19 protein-coding genes and 1 pseudogene are annotated in these 25578 nt (G+C 36.5%); 9 read left to right on the plus strand and 11 right to left on the minus strand.

Annotated elements, in window-relative coordinates; all coding sequences use genetic code 11:
- The first annotated feature begins 2 nt into the window (after positions 1-2).
- Positions 3-1556: an FAD-binding protein gene (locus IPM14_12715; protein MBK9098958.1), complete on the plus strand. Its 1554-nt coding sequence runs from the start codon at positions 3-5 to the stop codon at positions 1554-1556.
- 107 nt (positions 1557-1663) lie between these two features.
- Here the strand turns inward: IPM14_12715 and IPM14_12720 are convergent, their stop codons facing one another.
- The 11 genes from IPM14_12720 to IPM14_12770 form a co-directional block, all read right to left on the minus strand.
- Positions 1664-2209: a YceI family protein gene (locus IPM14_12720; GenBank protein ID MBK9098959.1), complete on the minus strand. Its 546-nt coding sequence runs from the start codon at positions 2207-2209 to the stop codon at positions 1664-1666.
- A gap of 127 nt (positions 2210-2336) precedes the next feature.
- On the minus strand, positions 2337-2915 hold the full coding sequence (locus tag IPM14_12725) for a Crp/Fnr family transcriptional regulator (GenBank protein ID MBK9098960.1): 579 nt from the start codon (positions 2913-2915) through the stop codon (positions 2337-2339).
- A 2-nt stretch (positions 2916-2917) separates the two neighbouring features.
- Entirely contained in the window at positions 2918-4090 is a 1173-nt protein-coding gene (locus IPM14_12730) for a class I SAM-dependent RNA methyltransferase (protein MBK9098961.1), read from the minus strand.
- Between the two features lie 12 nt (positions 4091-4102).
- Entirely contained in the window at positions 4103-4918 is an 816-nt protein-coding gene (blaOXA, locus tag IPM14_12735) for a class D beta-lactamase (protein ID MBK9098962.1), read from the minus strand.
- Entirely contained in the window at positions 4915-7107 is a 2193-nt protein-coding gene (locus IPM14_12740; protein MBK9098963.1) for a hypothetical protein, read from the minus strand. The genes blaOXA and IPM14_12740 overlap by 4 nt, the downstream gene beginning before the upstream one ends.
- Positions 7108-7231: 124 nt before the next feature.
- Entirely contained in the window at positions 7232-8680 is a 1449-nt protein-coding gene (locus IPM14_12745; GenBank protein ID MBK9098964.1) for a PQQ-dependent sugar dehydrogenase, read from the minus strand.
- Positions 8677-12363, minus strand: a complete 3687-nt coding sequence (locus tag IPM14_12750; protein ID MBK9098965.1) for an alpha-amylase — start codon at positions 12361-12363, stop codon at positions 8677-8679. The genes IPM14_12745 and IPM14_12750 overlap by 4 nt, the downstream gene beginning before the upstream one ends.
- Positions 12364-12512: 149 nt before the next feature.
- Positions 12513-13694: a hypothetical protein gene (locus IPM14_12755; GenBank protein ID MBK9098966.1), complete on the minus strand. Its 1182-nt coding sequence runs from the start codon at positions 13692-13694 to the stop codon at positions 12513-12515.
- Positions 13691-14578: a GMP synthase gene (locus IPM14_12760; protein MBK9098967.1), complete on the minus strand. Its 888-nt coding sequence runs from the start codon at positions 14576-14578 to the stop codon at positions 13691-13693. The genes IPM14_12755 and IPM14_12760 overlap by 4 nt, the downstream gene beginning before the upstream one ends.
- 69 nt (positions 14579-14647) lie before the next feature.
- Positions 14648-15754 carry a carboxylate-amine ligase gene (locus IPM14_12765; GenBank protein MBK9098968.1) on the minus strand — a complete coding sequence of 369 codons (1107 nt, stop codon included), beginning with the start codon at positions 15752-15754 and terminating at the stop codon, positions 14648-14650.
- Positions 15755-15768: 14 nt separating this feature from the next.
- On the minus strand, positions 15769-16743 hold the full coding sequence (locus tag IPM14_12770) for a hypothetical protein (GenBank protein ID MBK9098969.1): 975 nt from the start codon (positions 16741-16743) through the stop codon (positions 15769-15771).
- Positions 16744-17026: 283 nt separating this feature from the next.
- On the opposite strand from IPM14_12770, the pseudogene mutS reads away from it, so the two are divergent.
- The 8 genes and pseudogenes from mutS to IPM14_12810 all read left to right on the plus strand — a co-directional run bounded on the left by mutS (position 17027) and on the right by IPM14_12810 (position 25566).
- A pseudogene (gene mutS / locus IPM14_12775) lies at positions 17027-19622 on the plus strand (DNA mismatch repair protein MutS).
- 4 nt (positions 19623-19626) lie between these two features.
- Positions 19627-20259, plus strand: a complete 633-nt coding sequence (locus IPM14_12780; protein ID MBK9098970.1) for a DUF1684 domain-containing protein — start codon at positions 19627-19629, stop codon at positions 20257-20259.
- A gap of 116 nt (positions 20260-20375) precedes the next feature.
- Positions 20376-21716: a hypothetical protein gene (locus tag IPM14_12785; protein MBK9098971.1), complete on the plus strand. Its 1341-nt coding sequence runs from the start codon at positions 20376-20378 to the stop codon at positions 21714-21716.
- Between the two features lie 94 nt (positions 21717-21810).
- Positions 21811-22695 carry a carbon-nitrogen hydrolase gene (locus tag IPM14_12790; protein ID MBK9098972.1) on the plus strand — a complete coding sequence of 295 codons (885 nt, stop codon included), beginning with the start codon at positions 21811-21813 and terminating at the stop codon, positions 22693-22695.
- A gap of 87 nt (positions 22696-22782) precedes the next feature.
- The gene (locus tag IPM14_12795; GenBank protein ID MBK9098973.1) at positions 22783-23016 is read left to right on the plus strand and encodes a DUF1902 domain-containing protein; all 234 of its coding nucleotides are present in this window, start codon (positions 22783-22785) and stop codon (positions 23014-23016) included.
- 16 nt (positions 23017-23032) lie between these two features.
- Positions 23033-23257: a type II toxin-antitoxin system HicA family toxin gene (locus tag IPM14_12800; protein ID MBK9098974.1), complete on the plus strand. Its 225-nt coding sequence runs from the start codon at positions 23033-23035 to the stop codon at positions 23255-23257.
- 2 nt (positions 23258-23259) lie between these two features.
- Positions 23260-24300: an agmatine deiminase family protein gene (locus IPM14_12805; GenBank protein MBK9098975.1), complete on the plus strand. Its 1041-nt coding sequence runs from the start codon at positions 23260-23262 to the stop codon at positions 24298-24300.
- A 123-nt stretch (positions 24301-24423) separates the two neighbouring features.
- A complete protein-coding gene (locus IPM14_12810; protein ID MBK9098976.1) occupies positions 24424-25566 on the plus strand; it encodes a Re/Si-specific NAD(P)(+) transhydrogenase subunit alpha in 1143 nt (380 codons plus the stop codon).
- Positions 25567-25578 lie beyond the last annotated feature (12 nt).

Below are 25578 nucleotides of genomic sequence, written 5' to 3' on the forward strand. Positions count from 1 at the left end.
GAATGAAATATCAAATTGAAATAATTATCCCACCGGATAAGATAAATGAAGAAGGTTTTTTCAGATACATTGCATCACGAAAATTAGGTGTCAGACCAGATTCAATTACCTCGATTGTCCCAATCCGCAGATCAATCGATGCCCGTAAAAGTCCGGTCTTTCATATGTTTGTAGATGTTTACGTTGGTGAACATCCTTCGTTGGAAAAACCACGGTATATTTATAATCACGTTGACGATAAAAAGAAAGTAATTATAATTGGTTTTGGGCCATCTGGAATTTATGCGGCACTGCGATTAATTGAGCTTGGAATAAAACCGGTTATTATTGAACGAGGGAAAGATATTCAGACAAGAAGACGCGATCTGAAATCACTTCAAAGAGAACAAGTTGTTAATCCGGATTCGAATTATTGCTTTGGTGAAGGCGGAGCAGGAACTTACAGTGATGGTAAACTTTATACAAGAGCTGTAAAGAGAGGAAATGTTTCAAAAGTATTAGAAATCTTAGTTCAGCACGGCGCACACCCGGATATAATGATAGATACTCATCCTCATATTGGCTCAAATAAATTACCAATAATCATAGCAAATGTCAGACAAACCATTCTTGATGCGGGTGGTGAAATCCACTATTCTTCGCGTGTAACCGATTTCATTATTAAGATCAAGAAACTTAAAGGAGTTGTTGTCAATTCTAAACAGGAATATTTTGGAGATGCTGTTATTCTTGCAGCAGGTCATTCCGCCCGGGATATTTTTAGTATTCTCGATAAGAAAAAAATTAAAATCGAAGCAAAACCATTTGCAATGGGAGTGAGGATTGAGCATCCCCAGCCATTGATTAATGAAATTCAATATCACGTAAAAGTTAAACCTGAAAACCTTCCATCAGCAAACTACAGTCTTTCGACAAACGTTGATGGATCCGGAGTGTATTCATTTTGCATGTGCCCCGGAGGAATTGTGATTCCAGCGGTAACTGCTCCAGGTGAAATTGTCGTTAATGGTATGTCAATGGCCAGGAGAGATTCTCCGTTTGCAAATTCCGGGCTTGTTGTTGAAATAAAAGAAAATGAATGGAAGAGTTCTGAGGAAGATGCCTCACCGTTCGGTGCATTGATTCTTCAACAGAATTTAGAGCGTCATGCGTTCAAACTTGCCGGTAGTTCATTATCTGCACCTGCTCAAAGAGCCACTGATTTTATTGATAAAAAAATTTCTCAATCATTACCAAAATCTTCATACATTCCCGGACTGACGTCTGTCAGACTCGATGAAGAGCTTCCACTTTTCATAGTTAAAAGACTCAGGCTTGCATTAAAAGATTTTAACAGAAGAATGAATGGATATTTGACCAATGAAGCTGTACTGGTTGGTGTTGAAAGCAGAACAAGTTCTCCTATAAGAGTTCCAAGAGACAGAGAGACTTTTATGCACGTCGAACTGAACGGTTTATTTCCTTGTGGTGAAGGTGCCGGTTATGCCGGAGGAATCGTTTCTTCTGCGATCGATGGCGAGAACTGTGCCAATGCTGTAAGCAAGTTTTTGAGTTGATCTTGTTTTATGAAAATTAAAATAAAAAAGCCCGATAGTTAGTGCTACCGGGCTGATCAGCTGTCTGAAAGGAGGCTAAAATCAGACTTGCTGAAAAACTATATTTATTATGCAGCTTTTACAGCTTCATTAACTTTATTGAACTCTGCAAGTATTTCAATTTTTACTTCGTTACTTACAACAACTCCGCCTGCTTCAGTCAAAGCATTCCACTGCAAGCCGAAATCAAATCGATTTAATTTGCCGCGGACTTCAAATCCTGCTACCTGTATATTTCCGAATCCAGCAACAGTTCCATTGTAAATTACATCCAGTGTAATTTCTTTTGATTTACCACGAATAGTAAGGTCTCCTTTTACTTGCATTTCGTGATCTGAAATTTTCTTTATTGATTTTGACACGAAAGTCATTTTTGGATGATTTTCACCATCAAAGAAATCAGCAGATTTTAAGTGAGTATCTCTCTGATCATTTTTAGTGCTTATACTGTTAATATCAGCTTCAAAGTTGATTTTCGCATCGCTGAAATCGTCTTTATTGGTTTCAATTGTTGCATCAAATGTTTTGAAATGACCTGTAACTGTTGAAACAACGAGGTGTTTAACCTTAAAGTTTATTTCCGAATGAGCCGGATCGATTTTCCATGTATTCATTTTATTACTCCTTTATTTATTGATTACTATTTGAATTAATAACTATAACAAAAATATCAGGAGTAAAGTTCCACCGCATTCACATATGTTAAAAAAGGAGGTTAACCTATGTTAATTTCAGTAAAGTTTACGGCTGTGAGAGTTCTTTTCGGATTCTACTTAAGGATTGGGGAGTGATACCGAGATACGACGCTATCTGGTTTTGCGGCACTAATTCGAAGAGTTTGGGATATGTTGCAATAAATTTCAGGTACTTTTCTTCTGCTGAAGCGCTGAGTGAATCAACTATTCTCTGATGAGTTGCAATATGGTTCGACTCAATAAGTATTCGGAAAAATCTTTCCATTTTAGGACATTCATCCAGCAATTTCTCTCTGGCTGATTTTTCTAACAACAGGATTTCGGAACTCTGCAGAGCGTCAATATTATACACCGCTGGTTTACCTGAGAGAAAGCTGTTTAGATCAGAGACCCACCAATCTTCGATTGCAAATTGAACGATGTGCTCAGTTCCTTTATCATCTATTGTGTATTCGCGTAAGCAGCCGGAATTCACAAATCCAATATATCTGCATACCTCACCTTCGTTGAGAAGAAATTGTTTCTTTCTTACTTTCTTAGGGATGAAGAATTTTTTTACAATATCAAACTCATCATCAGTTAAATGAGTTCTTTTTTCGATATGTTCACGGAGAAGGTCAAACATCGTCAATTACTCAGTTGATACTTTTTCTTTTTGCTTCCTTTGTAACTATCGATCTGTAAAAGTATTCCCTCCAGTTTTCCGTTATCTAATGGAATCCTTTTATTTGTTTTCAGTCCGATAAATTTCCGTAGTTCTGGATTCCCCGTATATATGAATGCAGAGGTGCCAGGACATTTAGTCTTTAGAAAATCACCAAGTTCTTTATACAAAACCTGTACTTCACTGGATTGACCAAGTCTCATTCCATAAGGTGGATTTGTTATCAGTGTTCCATTTTCAAAATTATTTATTTGCTGAAATGGCTTGATTGAAAGTTCAACTGAATCTGAATAAGGAAGATGTGCGAGATTTTTCTTCGTTACTTTTATTGCTTCAGAGGATTTATCACTTCCGGAAATAATATTTTTAGGAAGAGGACGTATCTTTTTATCACACTCTTCTTTTACTTTGTTCCATTCTTTCCGATTGAATTCAGGCAGGTTGAAAAATCCAAATTTTTTACGAAGCATTTGTGAAGGAATTCTGCAGTAATGCATCAATGCTTCACAAAGAATTGTACCGGATCCACACATCGGATCGTAAAAGTTGTTTTGACCATTCCATTCACTGATTTTGATAATTGCTGCTGCAAGAGTCTCCTGCATCGGAGCTTCGCCGGCAAGAAGCCTGTAACCTCTTTTATGAAGAGATTCGCCGGATATATCAAGACTGATTACAGCCATATCTTTTTCGATATGAAGATTAAATCGCACATCCGGATTTACTACCTGAACATCAGGACGTTTCCCATATTTTTTTCTGAAGTAATCTGCTATTCCGTCTTTCAAACATTGAGAAGCGTAAAGTGAATTTGTGATTCTGCTGTTAGCGACAGAAGCACTAATTGAGAATGTTTTTTCCAAAGAACAAAAATCTTCCCAATGAATTTTCATTGCTCTTTGATAAAGGTAATCTGTGCTGCGGCAGGGAAAGGAAACTAACGGGGCAAGTACACGCGAAATAAGTCGCGATGTATAATTAATTTTATAAATGGTTGGTACATCAGCCTTAAAATAAACTCCTTTATAAGTAATCTCAGTTCCTTTAGCACCAAGTTCAATTAATTCTTCAGCACAGAGATTTTCCATTTTCCCGGTAACCTGTGCAAAAAATCCTTTGCTTCTGTATTCGTACATAAACAACTGAATTTACTTATTAATCACTTTTAGTTCTTCAAGTATCTGATAAACAATATCGATTCTTGCTTTGCCAAAATCCGGGATGTCATCTTTAGTACGAATGCAGTTTGCAAAGTAGAAGACATTGTTATTCGTTTCAACATAGCCAACGTACCAGCCTATGTTCGTATTATCCTGAAAACCCCAACCGGTTTTCGCACGAACAACATATTCGCTGGATTCTTTTGCAATCATAATTTTCTTAACGATGTCCATTGATCTATGAGAAAAGGGGAGTTTGTCATCGTGAAGCTGCCGTAAAAAATTAATCTGCTGCTCCGGTGAGATACGCAATCCACCTGATAACCAGAACTTGTCAACACCACCAGATGTATCTGCATTTCCATAATTAGCTTTATCAAGCCAGTATTTCATTTGTTCACCGCCGACGCGTCTTGCGAGTTCCTGGTAGTACCAGACGGTGGAATTTTTAAATGCTGTTTTTAATTCCTGATCCTTATTCCATTCCGGGATTCGCCGGACTACACTATCCCACTGTAAAACATAATTTTCATCTTTTATGACTCCCGTTTCAAGTCCGATTAATGAATTGCAAATCTTAAAAGTTGAAGCCGGTGTCAATTGCACTTTGAATTGAGGTTCATTATAAAACATGAATTTGTCGTTATTCTGATCATAAAGAACAAACAATCCCTCCACGTTATAATCATCATAAAATTTCTTTAAATCTTCTCTAGTTTCGCTAATTTGCGAATAAATGTTAAGTGAAAGTATCGACACAAGTAAGTTTGTGAGTAATATTCTATTTGCAAAAAATTTTGTCATTGCTGATTTATCCTGGATTTGTTTGGTTTATAATTTGTGATCAGGCTTTTGTTAATATCGAAATGAATTTTACCATTGTTTTTGTACTCAATTCTGCCATTCTTTAAAATGATATTCGCTTTTGAATAGAAATTACCTCTCACGGTCAACACAGCGCCATTATCAATGACCATATCTTCTGTTAGTACCATTCCATCATTTGTCTGCTCAGAGAAAATAAGTTTACCGCCATATTTTATTACCGGTGCTATCTGAAACAGAATTCCTTCACCCCTATTTAAAGTTAATTGATGAGAAAACCGATTTGTAATTGTTGTATCAAAATTTCCCTCGATGTTTTTAAATCTATAGTTTTTATACTCCGGTTCATTAAGCATAATATCAAGGTTAACAGATCTTTTTTCCGTATTCATATAAAGGTTTGTAATGAAGAAGTAATTATCATCAGGATAATTCTTGTTTTTAAAGTAACCGAGATGCCATAACATATCATTTGTATTAGCAGCTGTCAGATTTAATCTGAAGGATTCATCATTTTGCTTTCTATTTGTGAAATTGTTTTTCTTACCTGCAAGTTTGTAATACTGTAAGTATTCGCCTGTGTACTCAATCTGCATTAATCTTTGGCCCAAATTACCCTTTAATCTGGGTATAAGTTTATCTTTAAGGAAATACCAGAGTTTCCGTTTTTGAAAAACAGGTTCATTATTTGCAACCAGTCCTTTGATATCACTAAATGAATCATAGCTGAATAACATTAAGCCTTTGACTCCGTGCGCCAATGCAAGCATAACCGAAGCGTTGAACTCAAAGTTTTCTGGAATTCTCCAAACCTTCCATTCGGTATTGATAAATACTCCGGCAGCTTGAGGTGAGTACCAAAAGTCAGGTTGTAAAGTATGACATTTCTGAAATCGAATTCTTAAAGCTTCGATATCGTCGAGCCTGAACTGATATTCAGGAGAAAATGGGTAAAAATCTATGAACAATTTTTGTGGCTTTGCAATATCGCTCCAAACCTGCAAAAAATCTTCTCCGTTAATTTTATTATCATGTGTCCAGTAAGGATTGAACTCCGTTATCAAAGGGGTATTGGTGGCTGAACTCACAATTGAGTCTACTATATGATAAGCTAAAAAACCATCTATTGACCATGGCTCATCATGCACGAACCAATATTTAAGATATGGCCAGTCTGAAAAACTTTTTGCATATTTTTTTATTTGAGAAGCAACACCTTTGGGATCTTTAATCATATCATTCCAGCCATCGTTATCATAAACTTCTATGTGGTCGACATACAAATTGCAGAGATCATCTTTTCTCAACCAATCAACCCTGAATTGAATACCTAATCCTGCTTCAGTATCGTTATAAGTGTAATTTGTTTTTGCTGGATTATCAAATTCAGGTATCATAAATTTATCAGTGTATTCATAGGTTTTATCAAATCCAATAAAATCAAAAGCTCCGCCTTTAGCAAAATCTTTCACTTTTAAAGTTTTCCTGAGAAGAACATAATCTTCAGGCGGATCCCATTTACCCGAATATTGCTTTATTGCCCTATATATAACTTTGATTTCACAAACATTTTCATTTGGTGAAACCTGTTGTGGATTGTAATCGAGAGCCATCCTAAATCGAACATTATAATCGACATCAAAACGGCTCCATCCAGGATCAGTATAAAGCCATCGTTTATAACGCTTTTCCTGTCGGTAATGAGGACCATATATTAATGAATCCTTTGGCGACTTAATTCCGCTACTTGACCAGCATTTTACACCTTTCCATTCGACTGGTTTACCGTGTTTATGTTTTATACCAACGCGATTTGGGAATTGCTGCTGCTCTGCTTCCCATTTGGAATAATATGCGGTAGCATAATGATGAATAAGATCTTTACGGCTGCGTCCATTCTCAGCAATCAAATTACCTTTCAGTTTATCAAGGTATGGTTTCGTATCAGGATATGCACCCCACCAGATCGAATTAAAACCACATTCAATGTAAGAGTTAAAAGTCTGTTCAACATTGAATGGAGTATTCCCAAGCTTAGCACCAATTACAAATTGATTGTTTAAATCATTTTGCTGAGCTTTTATAGATAAATTAGAAATCAGGAATAAAATAAGTGCAGTTCTGTGAAATAATCCTGAATCGTAAATATGATTTGTCGTATTATTCATACTGCCTCTATATTTACTTGTGCAGTAATACAATTAGTCCGTTTGAGTTCGAAAAGAAACAATCGTTAAACCAGGACTTTCTTTTGAAACTTTGAAAGTCCGGCTTAACGCTTGATAAGAATAATTATTTTAAGTACAACATCTTAATTACGTTTAAATATGATTTGCCGGATGAAACCGATTTCGCAGTCATCTTTGCATAATAAACTCCTGATGAGAATTTTTCTGCATTCCAGCTTTTCTGGTAAAACCCTTTTTGAACTGTGCCTGAAATTATGGAATCAATTTGGTTACCAAGTGCGTCATAAATCAATATACTTACATCACTATCTTCAGGAACGTTATATCGAATAATAGTTGAAGGATTAAACGGATTCGGGTAATTCTGGTCGAGTGAGTATTCATTTGGATTAACGTCTTTTTCAACTTGAGTAACGGTTGGAGTGAAACGATATATATTTCCGTTAAAAGAAGTCCAGTACAATTCCTGATTTTGATCAACACCGAATGATGTTAGTCCACCTGATGAAGTAAACAACAATTGGGTTGATGGGGGAGTTATTCCATCATAAGTCAGTGCCCAAATTTTATTAGAGCAGTAATCACCGTAAATATATTTTCCTTCTAACTGCGGTACACCAGGTCCTCTGTAAATATAACCTCCAGTTATTGAACATTCAGAACCGGAGTTTGAACTATATTCCCAAATAGGGAATATGTACTCGGGATAATTACAGCCTGACATATTAAATTCATGGTTTCCTTCGTAACATCGCCAGCCATAATTTTTTCCGTTTTCAATCAAATCAATTTCTTCCCAGCTGCCTTGTCCAACATCTCCGGCAAGTAGCCATCCGGTTACAGGATCAAAACTGCAGCGCCATGGATTTCTCATTCCCCACGCAAATATTTCTTTTTTAACCTGAGTGTTTGTGCTATCTACAAATGGATTGGTTACAGGAATTGCATAAGGTGATCCATTATTAATATCAATGCAAAGAATCTTACCAAGCAATGTATTTATTCTCTGTCCATAATTCTGAGGATCATTACCTGAACCGCCGTCACCGGTGGCAATGTAGAGGTAACCATCGGTTGGTCCAAAACCAATCCAGCCTCCATTATGATTTGAATAAGGTTGGTCAAATGTTAAAATTCTGAACTCGCTGTTTTTATCAGCCGAGTCAGGATTACTGGTCACCTGGAATCTTGAAATTCTTGTAGAATCATCTCCACCTATTGAGGAAGTATAGTTGACATAGAAATATCCATTGTTTTCAAAATCGGGATGAAACGCTAATCCAAGTAAACCTCTTTCACCACCTGATAAAACACGATCTGAAATATCTAAAAACACTTTCGTGGACAATATATTTGAATTATTTGGAAAGACTCTTATTCTTCCAACCTGCTCAATTACAAAAATCCTATCTGTGCTGTCATCTGCATGTGTTAAGAATACCGGGTTTGAAAATGATAAATTAGGAAAAGCATTCTGCAAAGTATACTGTGCATTGATACTTGTGCCTGCAATCAATAATACGATTAAAATATTCCAGAGCTTTTTTGTCATGTTTTTTTCCTTGTTTTTGTTAATAACTTTGTTTTCGCCTTCACTGCTACGGGCTTATCCAATTCTTGCTTGAATTTATTAAAGTCGTAGCCACTTGCTTCAGCTTTAGTTATAAGCTCAGAATATAAATTGAAATTTTCTTTTACAGATTTGAGTAATTGTTTTTCGAAATCAGATTTTTTTAATTTCGTTTTAAAATCATTTTTATCAGTAAACTTTGAAGGAAGAAGAATGAAGTTGAACTGTAAAATCCACTTTGTCAGTTCTTCAAAACGCTCCTTATTGAAGTACGTTCTCCCTTCAAACTCATTTACACGGATAAAGTTATTAATAATATCATCAGCAAGCAAGGATTTAATTGAAGTCATAAACTGCTGTTCATCTGATTTTTTTATAACCTTTGCTGCCGATTTTTTATAACTTACTTTCACACTGGATTTTTGTTTTTTCATAATAAATATCGAAAGCAGAACTTTTATCAACTCTATCCGCTGGTGGATGCTCGAACCATTTACCTGCTTCTGTAGAATATTCGTAATAGGTCTTTGAAGCAGCAGTTCATCGAATATTATATGGATTTTTTCATAGTCAGACTTTTTGCTGAACAATTGTTTTAGCAATACAAGATTAATAAATGTGAGATATTCCCTGTTAGTTTCAACTTTACTCTTTACAGGAAGAAGATTATCACATTCTCTCATCCACTTTGTTACATTCTTTCTGGTATTGTAAGCCGCCCAAACCTGGTAAAATTCTCTTGCTGAATTCAGATCACTATGAAATTTCTTATCAGTTTTTTCAACTGATTTCTTTCCATTGATATAATTAGTGAATTCACTTATAAGAGAGTTTAGTTCAGTATCCAGCTTGCCCGGTAAAGAAATTGCCTCTTTCTTTTTCTTATCTGGTTTATAGGTGAGATAAGTTCTGATTTTCTCCAGGTTATCATATGAAAAGAAATTTTCATACTTGCTGTGCAGTGGAAGCATTTCCATTTCTTTCAACGCTTCTTCAATTGATGAAACACCTCTACCGTTTAACACCTGATATAATTTTTCAAACTTGCCTTCATAATCGTAAACTTCTCTGAATTGAAGACAAACGCGATACTGGTAGCCAAACAAATGAATTCTAAAACCATTTTCAGCAATCTCTTTTCCGGAAATCAAGTATTGCAACTGCGTTCTGTGGTCTGTATAGATGTAGTAGTATTCTCGGTAAGGTTTAATATTTAAAAGTTCAGTGATCTGATGTGGTCTTTTCATTCCTCCATTACCTGATACCATTTTTGGATGAGAGAATGCAATGCTTCCTTCAGTTTCATAATATGAATTGTTGTATAAAACCAAAGCCGATTGGCTACCAGAACGATTACTGAATGCATAAACGTTATGATTCACTTCTCCATTCTTATCTATGAAATCAAAGAACTCAAAATTCTCAACCTGGCTGAAGAGATAACGCATTTTCATCAGAGGAAATAGTTCTTTGTTGTGTCGCCATACAAGATGCTCATCAGCAGTTTCATTATAATAGGCTTGTTTATATTCCATTCCGTACTTTTCTGAGAAGCCTTCAATTTGTCCGTGTCCGAACATTGGTAAGCCGGGCATTGTAAGCATCATTACGGCAACACCAAAATATTTATCGCCTTTGCCAAATTGGTTGATAGCAGTTTCTTCATCAGGATTGCTCATAAAGTTAACGTAGCGTTTCAATATTTCCGGATTGAATTCAAGAGTATTAGTAACTAGCTGACGATACTTTTCATTTTCTTCCTTCATCATCATATGCATAAAAGCGCTGTTATAAACTCTGTGCATTCCAAGTGTACGTACAAAATATCCTTCCATCAGCCAGAAAGCCTCTGCAAGCAGAAGAACATTCGGCATTTCAGCATTTATTCTGTCAACAACTTCACGCCAGAATTCATTCGGCATTACCTGATTAAACTGCTCAAGACTCATCGAGTAATCTGTTCTTGAAGGAATTGCTCCACCTGAACCGGGATTTGGGAACCACAATCTCTGATAATGTTTTTTGGCTAATGTCATCGCAGCATCAAAACGGATGATTGGAGTTTTTCGTGCGACGTGCATTATAGTTTGGATAAGAGATTCGCGTACTTCCGGATTCAGAAGATTTAATTGCGCAGTATCATTCCACGGCATATTTGTCCCATCATTGCCATGATAAATATATTTTACGGAACCGGTGTACCTGTCTTTTCTCTGGAAAACTACCGCAGCATCTTTTCTAGTATAGTATTGATCTTCAATTCTTATTTCAACTCTATCGTCTTCTGAAAGATTTGGACCGTTGAATGAATAGTTTGGATAAGGAGGTTCATTCCTTTGCAGGAAATAATCTGGTTCGTCAATCACCCAGCGTGAATAAATTCCTGTATGATTGGGAACCATATCACTTGCCATTCTAATTCCCCGAGCCCAGGCACGATCTTTCAAATTCTGAAAAGCTTGTTCACCACCAAGTTCATTGGCAATCACATAATCATAAAGTGAGTACGCGGATGATACTGCAGAAATATTACCCGTGAGATGTTTAATCTTTTGAGATGCGGTGCTTCTTTCCCAAATTCCAATAAGCCAGAGCGCATTGAAATTCCATCGAGCAAGTTGATCAAGTTCTTCATCAGGTATCTGGTCAAGTCTTTTAATTTCTTTTTGATATTTCACCGATAGTTGATGAAGCCACACATATACGTTCTTTGCAATCATCACGACTTCGGGAATCCAACTCACGTCCTCCGTAAATTTTTCGTACTCAAGGTAAAATCGCCTTTCATCCTCGGAGAGCTTTTTCTCTGCTGCCATCTTTTCTCTAATTAATCTTAATCTTTCGAGATCTTCATCGTAGGATGGAACAGGTGGTGTTCCTTTTTCGCCACCTCCGTGCGGAACAAATAATTTGTAATCTTCTCGAATAAGATCTACTCCGCGAAGAAGTCTATTCAAAATGTCATCACCGAGATAAGCACCGTATTCATTTCTTATAAACTCAAGTTGTTTTTCTAAATCATAAGGATTCGACGAAATTGGTTTTCGTAATAGTTTGAATAAAGGAAGACCGCCCAAACGAGTTGGGACTTCATTTTCAAAAAATATTTCAGTCTTCTCTATTAGTTGTTTGTAATTGGATTTGATTGTAAGAATATCATCAGCATAAAGTTCACGGAGGTTTGACGCCGCCGGATTGCTGTTTTCCATATGAAGTAGAATTATTTCTTCCAGAATAATTTCTTTATTCGGTTTTCCCGAAGTATTTTTTTTCAAATATTCTTCTGAAGTAACATCATTTTTGTAAACAGAAAGAGGAGGGAATTCTTCTACGAATGCAAAAAGAGTTTTGTCAAGTCCTTCATCACTTATTTCATTTTTAAGATGATTTATTGCTTTACCGAAAACACCGGGATTATCACTCTCTTCATATTTTCGGATGAGCAGATGAAAAATTTCGTGCAGCAAACCGAGTGCGTTTATCTGTCCGGCAGTAACAAATTGATCATTCCCTTCTTCTTTTCTTTTTGAATTTATTTTTTCAGAAAGAATGCGTGACTGCTGGTAATCAGCATTAATTATTTTGCCGGTCATTGAGAAAAGAGATTGCTCTATATTATATTTTTCTCTTGCTTGTCTTGATACGTGAAAATCGAATTTTATCATTTTAAATAACTGGAAAATCTTGTGAATAAATTCAGAATAGTATGAGATTTGTGTGCAAATATACTAAATTGGTTAGGAAGATGAAGGTTAGAAACAAACCCAATTCCTTTGTTGTAGAAAAGCACTCTGAGGAATTGGGTTTGTGCTATTTATATTTTATGCAACGCTGCACTCCCACCAACCCACGTCTTATTTTTATTGAAGTCAACTCCCATCATCTTTCCTTTGCTTTGCCTTACAAGGTTATTCACTAATATCGGTTCTTTGTCGTAGAAGTACATTATTCTAATTTCAACTTTGGCAAATTCATCTGGAGTTTCAATCAATGGTGCATAATCAACTTTTTCCTGCAGGATATAGTTTTCAGGATCTTTTATTTCATCGAGCATCTGTTTGGTTACGTCAATCTTCACTCCGAGTCCGGCAAAAGAGAAAAGAGGTTTTAGAACATAATTCTCAAGATCATTTGGGTATGAAGTGAGGTATCTAAGATAAAAACATTTTGGAACAAATTCACCTTTAAGCACTGGTAATGAGTATTTACTAATCTTATAAAACCAGTTTGGGTGGGGAATCCATTTTACATTCAGTTCTTCCTGCAAATTAAAATTGAAATTCTTTTCGGTTCTGCTAAGTTCATCAAAAATTACCCGGTTGTAAATTCTTTCAATCGGGATTTCAATTCCGTTCTTTTTATAAAAAAGAACTTTACCGTGCTTGATTACATCTGAAATACATACTTCAGTTACTCCAATTAGTTTTTCAGTCGCTGCAAAATCGATCCGGGTTTTTTGTTTTTCTGGTTCGATTTCTAGAAGAATAACATTTGCAGGATCGGCTTCGCCGACAATTACATCACGAAGCATTTCCACGTACTTATCTGGAGTAATTCCATTGAAGTAAGTCGTGAAGTTTTCAGGAATGTCAAAATGTTTTCGCAGCTTTTGTTCAAAGAAATATTGATATCCGTAAAGTGTTGGGAAACCCTGCAGTTCAATCAGCTTAGGAATAAACTGGTCTGAATTTTTATCCTGACATATACCAAAATCAAAAACAAAAAATTCCGGATGATCAGTCTCTCCGGGAATATGCAAATGTGGAGGCACAGCATCATTCATTTTAAGTCTGAAATCATTACTTGTTACTTGCTTACTGAGATCATCGCAGGCTTTTAGTAATTTGCTTTTAAGCTCATCACTTAAAAACAGTGGAGATTCGGAAATACGGAAGTCAGCCGGATACTTCAGCGAAGTATTAATGTCTTTCAGGAAAGCTTCATACTTTTCCTGAGTGAATTCTGCGTTGAATTTTTTACGAAGCTCTGGAATCATTTATTACTAATCACCGCTGTCAATTCCTCAATTGCATTATTCAGAAAGGATGGTATTACTGTTGCTCGTGTTTTTTTTATTGTGTCAGGTCGTTCAAGAATTTTTATCATCTCGAAATATCTTTCTTCTCCATATTTCTCAACAACTTGTTTTTTTCTTTCATCCTGTTTGAAGTGATACAACATACTTTCCGGATCAGCTTCCGGATGGAATTGCGTGCCGACAATCTCATCAGAAATTCTGACAGCAGCAATTGCAGGTCTGGCTTCATCATTATCATCAACTATTTCAAAAGAAAGAATTTTTGCACCAAGCTCATCAATAATTTTTTTATCCGGATCAATTACCTGAAACTGCCTGATATCTGCAGCATAAAATGGATTTGATAATCCATTGAATATAGAATCAGATTTTCCTTCTTCCGTTAGGTTAAAAGGCATCACTCCGAAAGATTTTGAATGACGCTGGTTTACCGTTCCGAATTTGAAAAATCTTCCCATCATCTGGAATGAATGACAAATGAAGAATAAATATTTTTTTCTTTCAGAGTTTGTTTGATTATGATCCCAGATTTTTTGGATGAGATTGAAGTAATCTTTTTCCCATTGAGTCCCTTCACCTTCGAAAGGACTTCCAGGTCCACCTGAGGAAATGAAAATATCATTCTCGATTCCCGGAATGTCACCTTTGAATCTTGTATCAAAGACTTCATAAGTAATTTCTGTTTCATTGTTTCGTGTCTGAGCCTCGGAAAAAATTTCTTTGATACAGCGCATTCCTTCGTTGCGTTCGTTGTTGTAGAGATCTATTGTGGCTATTCTTATCATTAAACTAAATTTACTTTTTTTAATAAATAACTTCTGACTTCCTTGTTCGATATTCATTATTCAAAATAATATCGAATACTGAACAAGGAATAACGAATGTTGAATTTAACTTTTAGGAGTGGGCATCTATAACCCAACGTGCGTTTCCTGGATTATAAAATCAACTACCGATTTTGTATCACCTGATTGCTCGTAAACTTTTAATTGACGATCTGCACCGGTTCCCATTTCTAAAATTTTGTAAACGTATTGAATCTCTTCTCTTGAGCCCAAACCATCAACAACATCATCGATGAACTCTAAAAGTTCTCCAACAAGTTTTTTGAATTCGACTTCTTCCTGTTTTCCAAAATCTATAAGCTTGCTGTGAATTCCGTAACGTGCAGCTCGCCATTTGTTTTCTGCAATCAGCGCTCTCCGATAAAGTCTGAAACCGAGATTTTGTTTGATTAGTTTGTGAAGTTTTGCTACAACTGCCTGCATAATTGCAGCAAGACAAATTGTTTCATCAACCCTCATCGGAATATCGCAGATACGAAATTCAAGTGTATTGAAGTATGGATGAGCTCGAATGTCCCACCAGATTTTCTTAGCATCGTCGATGCATTTTGTCTTCACTAAAAGCTTAACGAAATTATCATACTCGGCAATGCTTCCGAAGTAATCGGGTATTCCCGTTCTCGGAAAACGATCGAATACTTTGCTTCGATAAGATTTAAATCCTGTATTTCTCCCGAGCCAGAAAGGTGAGTTCGTTGAAAGTGCAAAAATGTGGGGCAGAAAATATCTTGCAGCATTCATAACGTGAAGAGCAGTTTCTCTGTCATCAACACCAACGTGAACGTGTAGACCAAATATTAAATTTGCTCGCGCAACCTGTTGATAATCAGTTATAATTTCTTGGTAACGAGGATGTTCTGTTATCTGCTGATCTTTCCAGTGAGAGAAAGGATGGGTTCCTGCAGCAGCAATCCTCAAATTATTTTTTGCGGCAAGCTTGGCGAGATCCTGACGAAGTTTTGTTACCTGGCTTCTTGCATCATGAATGTCCTTGCAAATATCAGTTCCTATCTCAACAACAGATTGATGCATCTCAGCTTTTACTTTTTCAGCCATTACCATTTTGCCGTCTTCAATTATCTGCTGGATGTGCGATTTCAGTTCTCTTGTATTCGGATCAACAATCTGAAATTCCTCTTCGACTCCAAGCGTGAACAATCCGGGTTCTGCCATAAAATTATTTCACCTTAACTTTCACTTAACGGGATGTTGTTTGCAAATGATTTAATAAATGTTCCCCACGTTAAATTATTTTGTCCTGACTTGTGTGCTTTTGCTCTTCTGATCGCCATATTTGCTGCAGCTTCAACTATCCAGTTGAAGTTTTCTTCGCCGATAGAATTTTTATCTGCATCCGGTGCTGGATTACAGAAATCAATTGCGTAAGGAATTCCATCTCTTACTGCCAGCTCGACTGTATTAAAATCATAGCCAAGTGAATTGTTGATAGTTAGAACCGCGTGAAGAAGTTTATCCATCAATGGTTTTTCAATTGGTTTTGGATTTCGCACGTAACGTAAATGATGCGGCTGCTTTGGATCGTATCTCATTATGTGAACATCTTTTCTATCGAGACAGTAGCATCTGAAATATTCTGTAAAATTAATTTCTTCCTGAAGCATCATCACAAGCTGACCGGTTTCATTGTAAGCTTTGAAGAAATCATCAGGTGATTCGAGTCGATAAACATTTTTCCAGCCGCCGCCTGCAAATGGTTTAAAGTAAGCAGGGAAACCAACGTAGCTGAACATTGCATCCCAGTTCAAAGGATAATCAAGATTTCTGAATGAGTTTGCATTTGTGTCATCAGGATGCTGGTTTGATGGAAGCAGAACAGTTTTAGGAACCGGAACATCCAGTTTTGTCATCAAAGCATTGTTGAAAAACTTTTCATCAGCACTCCACCAGAAAGGATTGTTGATTACTGCTGTTCCATTCAATGCAGCATTTTTTAAGAAAGCTCTGTAGAAAGGAACATCCTGAGAAATTCTGTCGATGATAACATCGTAACCGCTTGGTTCGCCCTGGACGACTTTATCAATTTTAACAAACTCCGCTGTAATACCTCCGCCTTTGGCGGACTCATTCTTTGAGTTTACTTTTTCAACAAATGCGGGTGGAAAAGTTGTTTCCTGCCCGAATAATATTCCTATTTTTTTCATTTAGCTCCTGGTCTTCCTGACTTTAATTATTTTTAATTCTGATGATATGACGTAATTAAGAGAGTAGTTTTTCTCTTATAACTTACGGGCAAATATATTAAAAAGAGAAGGATTTTCAAGTTGACTTCTACGATAGACTTGATAAATTAATGGAACAGATACGGCTTTCAAATTGATATTCTTTTACGATTGAGCTATTTTTAGCCCGATGAGTAAACAGGATTCACAAACCAACAAGTTACCCAAAGAAAATCAAGCCGGACGAGACGGACAAACTCCATTAATGGCTCAATATTACAGAGTTAAAGAAGCCAATCCGGATACAATACTGCTTTTCAGAGTCGGTGATTTCTTCGAAACATTTGAAAACGATGCGAAAATTGCTGCCAAAGTTCTTGGAATTACTTTAACCAAAAGAGCAAACGGTGCAGCAGAAGATGTTCCGCTTGCAGGATTTCCTCATCACGCAATTGATTCTTATCTGCCAAAGCTGGTTCGTGCTGGTTATCGTGTTGCTGTCTGTGAGCAGATGGAAAATCCAAAATTTGCTAAAGGAATTGTGAAAAGGGAAGTGATTGAAGTCGTAACTCCCGGTGCAACTCTTTCCGATAAGCTTCTCGATCACAAAAAAAATAATTATCTGCTTTCAGTTTTTATTCGTGAAGAAGTTGCAGGCATTTCATTTGCAGATGTTTCAACAGGTGAGTTCTTCACTTTCGAAGTACCTGAATCAGATCTTCAGCAGCAGATTGAATCAATCGCTCCCGCAGAAATTCTCATTCAGAAAAAAGAAAAAGATTATCTTACTCCGGTTATCAGCAAAATAAATCCTTCAATCCGTATTACAAGAATGGATGACTGGATTTTCAATTATGATTATGCGAATGAATTGCTTCTCAATCATTTCGGGACTGTGACGTTAAAAGGATTTGGAATTGAGCATCTTCAAAACGGAATTGTTGCAAGCGGTGCAGCGTTAAATTATCTGCAGGAAACACAGAAAGTTAATCTCACACATCTCAATAGAATTTCACTTTACAATCCTTCAGAGTATATGATTCTTGATTCTTCGACGAGGAGAAATCTTGAGATCAGTTATTCGATGCACGGAGATGGAAGAGAAGGTTCGCTGATTTCAATTCTCGACAAAACTACGACAGCAATGGGCGGAAGATTATTGAAGAAATGGATTTCCGCACCATTGAGAGATTTGAAAAAGATACAAAGCAGACTTGATAGTACTGAAGAATTGTTGAAGAATAAATCTCAACGAAAGAAAATTGAAACTGAGCTGAAGGAAGTCGGTGATATTGAAAGAATAATTTCTAGGATCTGTACAGGCAGGGCAAATCCGAGAGAAGTGGTTGCGATAAAAACTTCACTCAAAAAAATACCAGCGATCAAAGAACATCTTTCAGGTTTTAAAACTGATGCGTTATCAAAAACATCAAGAGAATTAAATCCACTTGAAAAATTAGTTGAGCGAGTTCAAAGTGCGATTATCGATTCACCACCTGCAACTTTGGTTGATGGCGGAGTTATCAGAAATGGTTTCAGTCCTGAACTTGATGAGTTGCGAAACATTGCATTTCACGGAAAAGACTGGATTGCCAAACTGCAGAAAACAGAGAGAGAACGGACAGGGATTTCATCATTGAAAGTAAGCTTCAACAATGTTTTTGGCTACTACATTGATATCAGCAATGCTCACAAAGATAAAGTACCCGAAAATTATATCAGGAAGCAAACACTTGTGAACTCTGAAAGATATATCACTCCTGAGCTGAAAGAATACGAAGATAAAATCCTGAATGCAGAAGAAAAGATTTACGAACTCGAAGCCGAATTGTTTGATGAAGTGAGGAAATATGTCGCAGCCGAAGCTGTTGCAATTCAGAATAATGCAAGAATGATTGCGCTAATTGATTGCCTGATTTCATTTGCAGAATGTGCAGAAGCATACAAATATTCCAAACCTATTGTTCACGATGGAGCTGAGCTTGAAATTATTGATGGAAGACATCCGGTTGTTGAACAGATTCTTCCGCCGGGGGAAAAGTTCAAACCGAATGATTGTGTGATTGATAATAAGAACGACCAGATAATTTTGCTGACCGGTCCGAATATGGCTGGCAAATCTGTTTACCTTCGCCAGATTGGATTGATTGTTTTAATGGCACAGATAGGTTCATTTGTCTCAGCAAAGTCTGCAAAAATTGGTTTGGTCGATAGAATTTTCACTCGTGTTGGTGCAAGCGATAATATTACTTCGGGTGAAATGCATTTTCCTTGTTGAGATGCAGGAAGCGGCGAACATTTTAAACAATGCTTCATCAAAAAGTTTAATCCTACTCGATGAAATAGGAAGAGGAACAAGCACGTTTGATGGAATTTCGATTGCATGGGCAATCACAGAATATCTTCACGATAATAACGAAGTTGCTGCTAAAACTTTATTTGCAACCCACTATCACGAGTTAAATGAAATGGCCGATCTTTTTCCTAAAATAAAAAACTACAAAGTTGAAGTCCGTGAGTATGATGATAAAGTAATTTTCCTTCATAAAGTAAATCCAGGAAGGGCTGATCACAGTTACGGAATACAGGTCGCGCAGATGGCGGGACTTCCAGCATTTGTGACTAACCGAGCAAAAGAAATTCTTCGCAATCTTGAAAGCAAAGAGTTAACTCCATATGAATTAAAAAAAGAAAAATTGAGAAAGCTTCAAATTCCCGAAAACCAGATGAGCATATTCGAATTTCAGGATGATAAACTACGTGGCGAACTAAACGATCTGGAAATCGATAAGTTAACTCCAATTGATGCTTTGAATAAATTGAACGAACTAAAGAAAAAAGCAAAAAAGGATGGTCAGTAATTCTATGTTAACCGGAAAAAGTTATAGCTTAATATTAATTCTTCTTGTGACAGCATTAATAACTTCATCTTGCAAAGAAAGTCGACTGGATAGTCCCGAAATGAAAAAGTATGTTGACGAATTAATGAATGAAAGAAAGGAAAAAGATTATAGCTTTCAGTTTGATACTGACTCACCATTTAACAGAGATACCACAATTACTTTCAATCCGCTCAAGTACTTTGAACCGAATCCGGATTTCATCTTTAAGTCAAAATTGATTCAGTTTGATGTTCAGGATACAGTTGCAATTTTAGGTACCAAAGGTGAAACGAGACCTGCAATTCTTCTCGGTTTTCTGGAATTAAAAAAAGATAGTAAAGTTCACAAGATTAACGTTTACAAAAGTTTCAGCAGAACGGGAGAGCTATATTACAGCATCTGGTTTACTGACAAGACAACCGGCGATGAAACCTACGGTGTTGGCAGGTATCTTGATTTTGAGTTGAATGAAAAGCCTGATTTTATCTATACTATTGACTTCAATAGAGCGTACAATCCATATTGTGCTTACTCTGCAATGTTCACATGTCCGATTCCCAGACCGGAAGATTACATTGATATGGAGATTGAAGCTGGAGAGAAAAATTTTCATTAATATTTTTCTGATAAGTTTGCTTATCCCTCACAAATTGGTACTTCAATTTGAATTTATCCTTAACAATAAATAGCCTATTTTCTTTCTTCAAAAAATAAATAATACACTCTGCAGAAATGACTAAAACTATTTTAATGATTTTAATACTTATTGGATTTTTTATTGCTGAATCCTCTTTTGCACAGTCACAGGAACTGCCCGGAACAAAAGTTATTAAAACTTACTACCCAAACGGTGAACTCAAAACAGAAGGTCAGTACTGGTATGATAAACTAGATGGTTTTTATAAAGAATATTATCCGAACGGAAAACTCTGGAAGCATTGGACATTCAGCTATGGAAAAGAGCACGGATTATCAACGTGGTATTTTGAGGACGGTAAAGTAAGTATTGAATGGAATTACGTTGATGGAATAAAGGAAGGAATTTCAAAATGGTATTATGAAAGCGGTGAGCTCTGGGCTGAACAGCATTACTCAAACGGAGTTCTTGAGGGAATAACTTACACTTATTATAAAACCGGAGAACTGCAAGGCGAGTGGCGATATGTTGATGGACTTCTTCAGGGAATTTCAAGAACTTATTACAAAACTGGTGAAGTCGAAGTCGAGCGCACCTTTATCGATGGAAAACAAAATGGTAAAATTTATATCTATCACGAAAATAAAACAGTAGCTGTGGATGCAAATTTTATTGATGATAAAATTGAAGGAACAGTAAAACTGTATGATATGGCTGGAAGTTTAAGAGTGAAAGATGAATATGTTAACGATGAGCTTTTGAATCGTGAACGATATGATTACCAGGGAAAGTTTGAATCTAAGGAAGAGATGCTCAAAAACTATTCTGTTGCCGGCGCAATGCTGAATGAAACTTTTGTGAAGGATGGTGTCAAGGAAGAAGTTGCTAAAACTTATTATGACTCAGGATTTCTCAAAGAAGAAATTCCATATACTAATGGTGTTATTAATGGAGTCTACGTTACATATTATGAAAGCGGAATCGTAAAATCAAAAGTCGATTATATCGATGGTGAGCAAAAGGGAATGATAAAAGAATATTATCCGGATGGTCACCTGAAGCTCGAAACAGTCATCAAAGATGGCAAGAAAAACGGACTGGTTGTAACTTATTATGAAGATGGTTCGCTCAAATCAATGGGAACATATGTTGACGATATACTCGAAGGTGATTACAAAGAATATCATAAAAACGGTCTTTTAAAATCGGAAGCCACTTATGTCAACGGTGAAATTGACGGAAAGAAAAACTCATACTATGACAACGGCCCTTTCCAAAAAGTAGAATATTATTACGAAGGCAAACTCGATTCATACACCCGCACTTATTATCCGAATGGTTTTATTCAAAAAGAAGAATATTATAAGGACGGAAAACTCCTTCGTAGCAAAGAATTCAACGAACAGGGATACCTCATCTCTTCTTCCGGCTATTAAAAAATATTAGTCCCAGAATATTTTTATAAATCTTAATATTCATTTTACAACAGCTAATAATTCTTTAATTTTAAATTAAAGAAACAGGATATTTATGAGCAATAAATTCACCATAGGTTTAATCCAGTTAAGCTTCAGCAAAGACACATCAAATAATTTGAAGAAGGCTGTTAGCTGGATTGAAAAAGCAGCAAATTCAGGTGCACAGGTTGTTTGTCTTCCTGAACTTTTCAGATCGCAGTATTTTTGTCAGACTGAAGACATTAACAATTTCAGCCTCGCTGAAACAATTCCCGGACCATCAACAGATGCAATTTCAGAAGCAGCGAAAAAAAATAATGTAAGTGTCGTTGTTCCGCTATTTGAAAAAAGATCTTCCGGAGTTTATCATAATAGTCTTGTAGTAATTGATAATGATGGAAAAATACTCGGTACATACAGAAAAATGCACATCCCTGATGATCCCGGTTTCTATGAAAAATATTATTTCGCTCCGGGTGACCTTGGTTATAAAAATTTCCAAACTTTTTTTGGTAAAATCGGAACGCTCATTTGCTGGGATCAATGGTATCCTGAAGCTGCAAGATTAACTGCACTTCAAGGTGCTGCTGTATTGTTTTATCCGACTGCAATTGGATGGCATCCATATGAAAAAGAAAAACACGGAAGAGCTCAATATGAATCGTGGCTGACAGTTCAGCGGGGACATGCAGTTGCAAATGGAGTTTATGTAGCTGCTGTTAACAGAATTGGATTGGAAAAAGTAAATGATGATTCTCCCGGAATTGAATTCTGGGGGCAATCGTTTGTCTGCGATCCGCAAGGAATGATAATTGCACAAGCGTCTATCGATAAAGAAGAAATCCTTCTTGCTGAAATTGATACTGAAAGAATTGAGTACATCAGGCATAACTGGCCTTTCCTACGTGATAGACGGATTGATTCTTATCAGGATATAACTAAACGGTTTATTGAGTGAAGACGTGTTATCTATCATGACTGTTAGGAAGAACTTGAAGTTTGTGATTATGAATTGTAATTTTAATTAAAAATTAATGGTTAATTAATGGAAAGAATTATAAATATCCATATTGAGAAACTTCCTGAAGGTTATTTTCTGGCTACTTCTGACGATATTCAGGGACTGGTTGCTCAGGGAAGAACGATTACAGAAACTATTGAAATCGCCAGAGATGTAGCAAAGAAGCTGCTTGAATCAGACGATAATAACCTACTACTTAAGACCAGTTCTGTGGATACTTCATCAAAATTTGATTATCCGATAGTAGTCGGAATTTAAGTTGGGCTTAACTGCATTGGGAAGATTATCCGGTTTTAAGTACAGAGAGATTGTAAGAAAGCTGAAAAAATTTGGCTTTGAATTTTATCGACAAGCAGCAGGCAGTCACGAAATATGGTATTCTGAAAGCAAGAAAAGATTTACTACCATTCCAAACCATCCTGGAGATATGCCCGAAGGGACATTGAGAGCAATTCTCAAGCAAGCCGATATAACTCCGGAAGAATTTTTAAATATTTAAAAATGCCTACTAAGTTTTCTCTTCCACCCGAATGGACAAAGCACAAAGCGACCTGGATCGGCTGGCCGTATAACAAATCCGATTGGCCAGGAAAGTTCTCTCCGATTCCGTACGTTTATGCAGAAATAGTCAAATACATTTCGCGTGGAGAAAAGGTTAGAATATTTGTCCAGTCGAATGAGCACAAATTAAAAGCAGAAAAAGTATTAAAAGATTGTGACGTGAGTTTATCGAACGTTGAATTCTTCATTAAAAAAACTGATCGTGGCTGGTTACGAGATTCAGGACCAATGTTCGTTAAGGATGAAAAAGAAACAATTGCGATCGATTTTAAATTCAATGCCTGGGCAAAGTATGATGATTATAAACTCGATGATAAAATACCTTCCTTTATTTCAAGCAAACTAAATTTAAGAAGAATTATTGCAGAACATAATGGAAAGCAAGTTGTTCTCGAAGGCGGTGCCATCGATACAAATGGTAAAGGAACTCTGATCACCACCGAAGAATGTTTGCTTGATGAAAAAATTCAAATACGAAATCCTGGTTTTACAAAGCAGGATTATTTTGAAGTATTCAAAAAATATTTTGGTATTACTAATGTCATCTGGCTTGGGAAAGGAATAGTTGGCGATGACACTCACGGTCACGTTGATGACCTTTGCAGGTTTGTGAATGATGATACAGTTGTGCTTGTTTCGGAAGAAAATCCGAAAGATGAAAACTTTATTCTCTTAAATGAAAACAGAGAACGACTTCAGAATATCTCCCTTCAAAATGGCTCAAAATTAAATGTTGTGCATTTGCCTATGCCTTCGCCTCAAATTTTCAAAAGACAAAGACTTCCCGCCAGCTATGCAAATTTTTACATTTCAAATTATGCTGTGCTCGTTCCAACCTTCAACGATCCGAAAGACAGAATAGCGCTTGGAATTTTATCCGAATTCTTTTCGGACAGAAAAGTTATCGGCATTCATTCAGTTGACCTTGTCTGGGGATTAGGGACGCTTCACTGTTTAACAAAAGAGCAGCCAGCATTATAATCGTCGAAATACCACTAAAAATTGCAAATTTTCGCAATATTTTTTGGAATTCCATCACGTCGCAGTTAATTTTGGTTTATCAATTTTTATCATTTTTAATCAATTCACACAGGAGAAACAGGTATGGTTATAGCAGTTCCTAAGGAAATCCTGCCTGGCGAAAATCGAGTAGCGTGTGTCCCTGATGTAGCTTCAAAACTTATTAAATCCGGTTTCCAGGTTCACGTCGAAAAAGATGCTGGACTTAATGCCGGTTTCACTAATGAAATGTATGAAAAGGCAGGGGCTAAAATCGTAAACCTTAATGAACTTTATTCAGCAGCAGATGTAGTTGTTAAAGTTCAACGTCCTCTCGATCATCTCGCAGCAGGAAAAAACGAAATAGATTTAATTAAAGAAGGAACTTTACTGATTACTTTTCTTTATCCATTAAACTATCCGGATCTTGCACAAAAATGTGCTTCAAAAAAGATAAATGTAATTTCGATGGATATGATTCCGAGAACGACACTTGCTCAAAAAATGGATGCTCTAAGTTCACAGGCTAACATTGCGGGTTACAAAAGCGTTGTTATGTGTGCTGATACACTTGGCAAAATATTTCCATTAATGATGACAGCGGCAGGAACAATTTCTCCTGCCAAAGTTGTGATTATGGGTGCAGGTGTTGCCGGTTTACAAGCACTTGGAACAGCCAAAAGACTTGGTGCTGTTGTAGAAGTTTCTGATATCAGGGCTGCGGTTAAAGAGGAAGTTCTCAGTCTTGGCGGAAAGTTCATTGAAGTTGATGGTGCTGAAGATATGCAGGATGCCGGTGGTTATGCAAAGGAAGCATCAGAAGAATTTCTCAAGAAGCAGAAAGAACTTATTTTCAAACATGTAACTGAGGCAGATATTGTTATTACTACAGCGTTGGTTCCAGGTAAAAAAGCTCCTGTACTTGTCACAGAAGAAATGGTTAAACATATGCGTCCCGGAAGTGTTGTTCTTGATATGGCTGTTGAGTTCGGAGGTAACTGCGAAGTGAGTGAAAAAGGAAAAACTGTAAAAAAACACGGCGTTTCTATTATTGGTGAACCAAATCTTCCGAGTCTGGTACCTACACACTCGAGTGAAATGTATTCGAAAAATATCCTTGCTTTAATTCAGCATATAGGCAAAGAAGGTAAAATCGAACTGAAACTTGAGGATGAAATCGTAAAAGGATCTCTTATCACACATACTGGTGAAGTTGTCCACGAAAGGATTAAGGGATTAATAAAATGATTTTTAAACTTA

It is taken from the genome of bacterium, assembly GCA_016716565.1.
Classification (GTDB): Bacteria; Bacteroidota; Ignavibacteria; order Ignavibacteriales; family Ignavibacteriaceae; genus IGN2.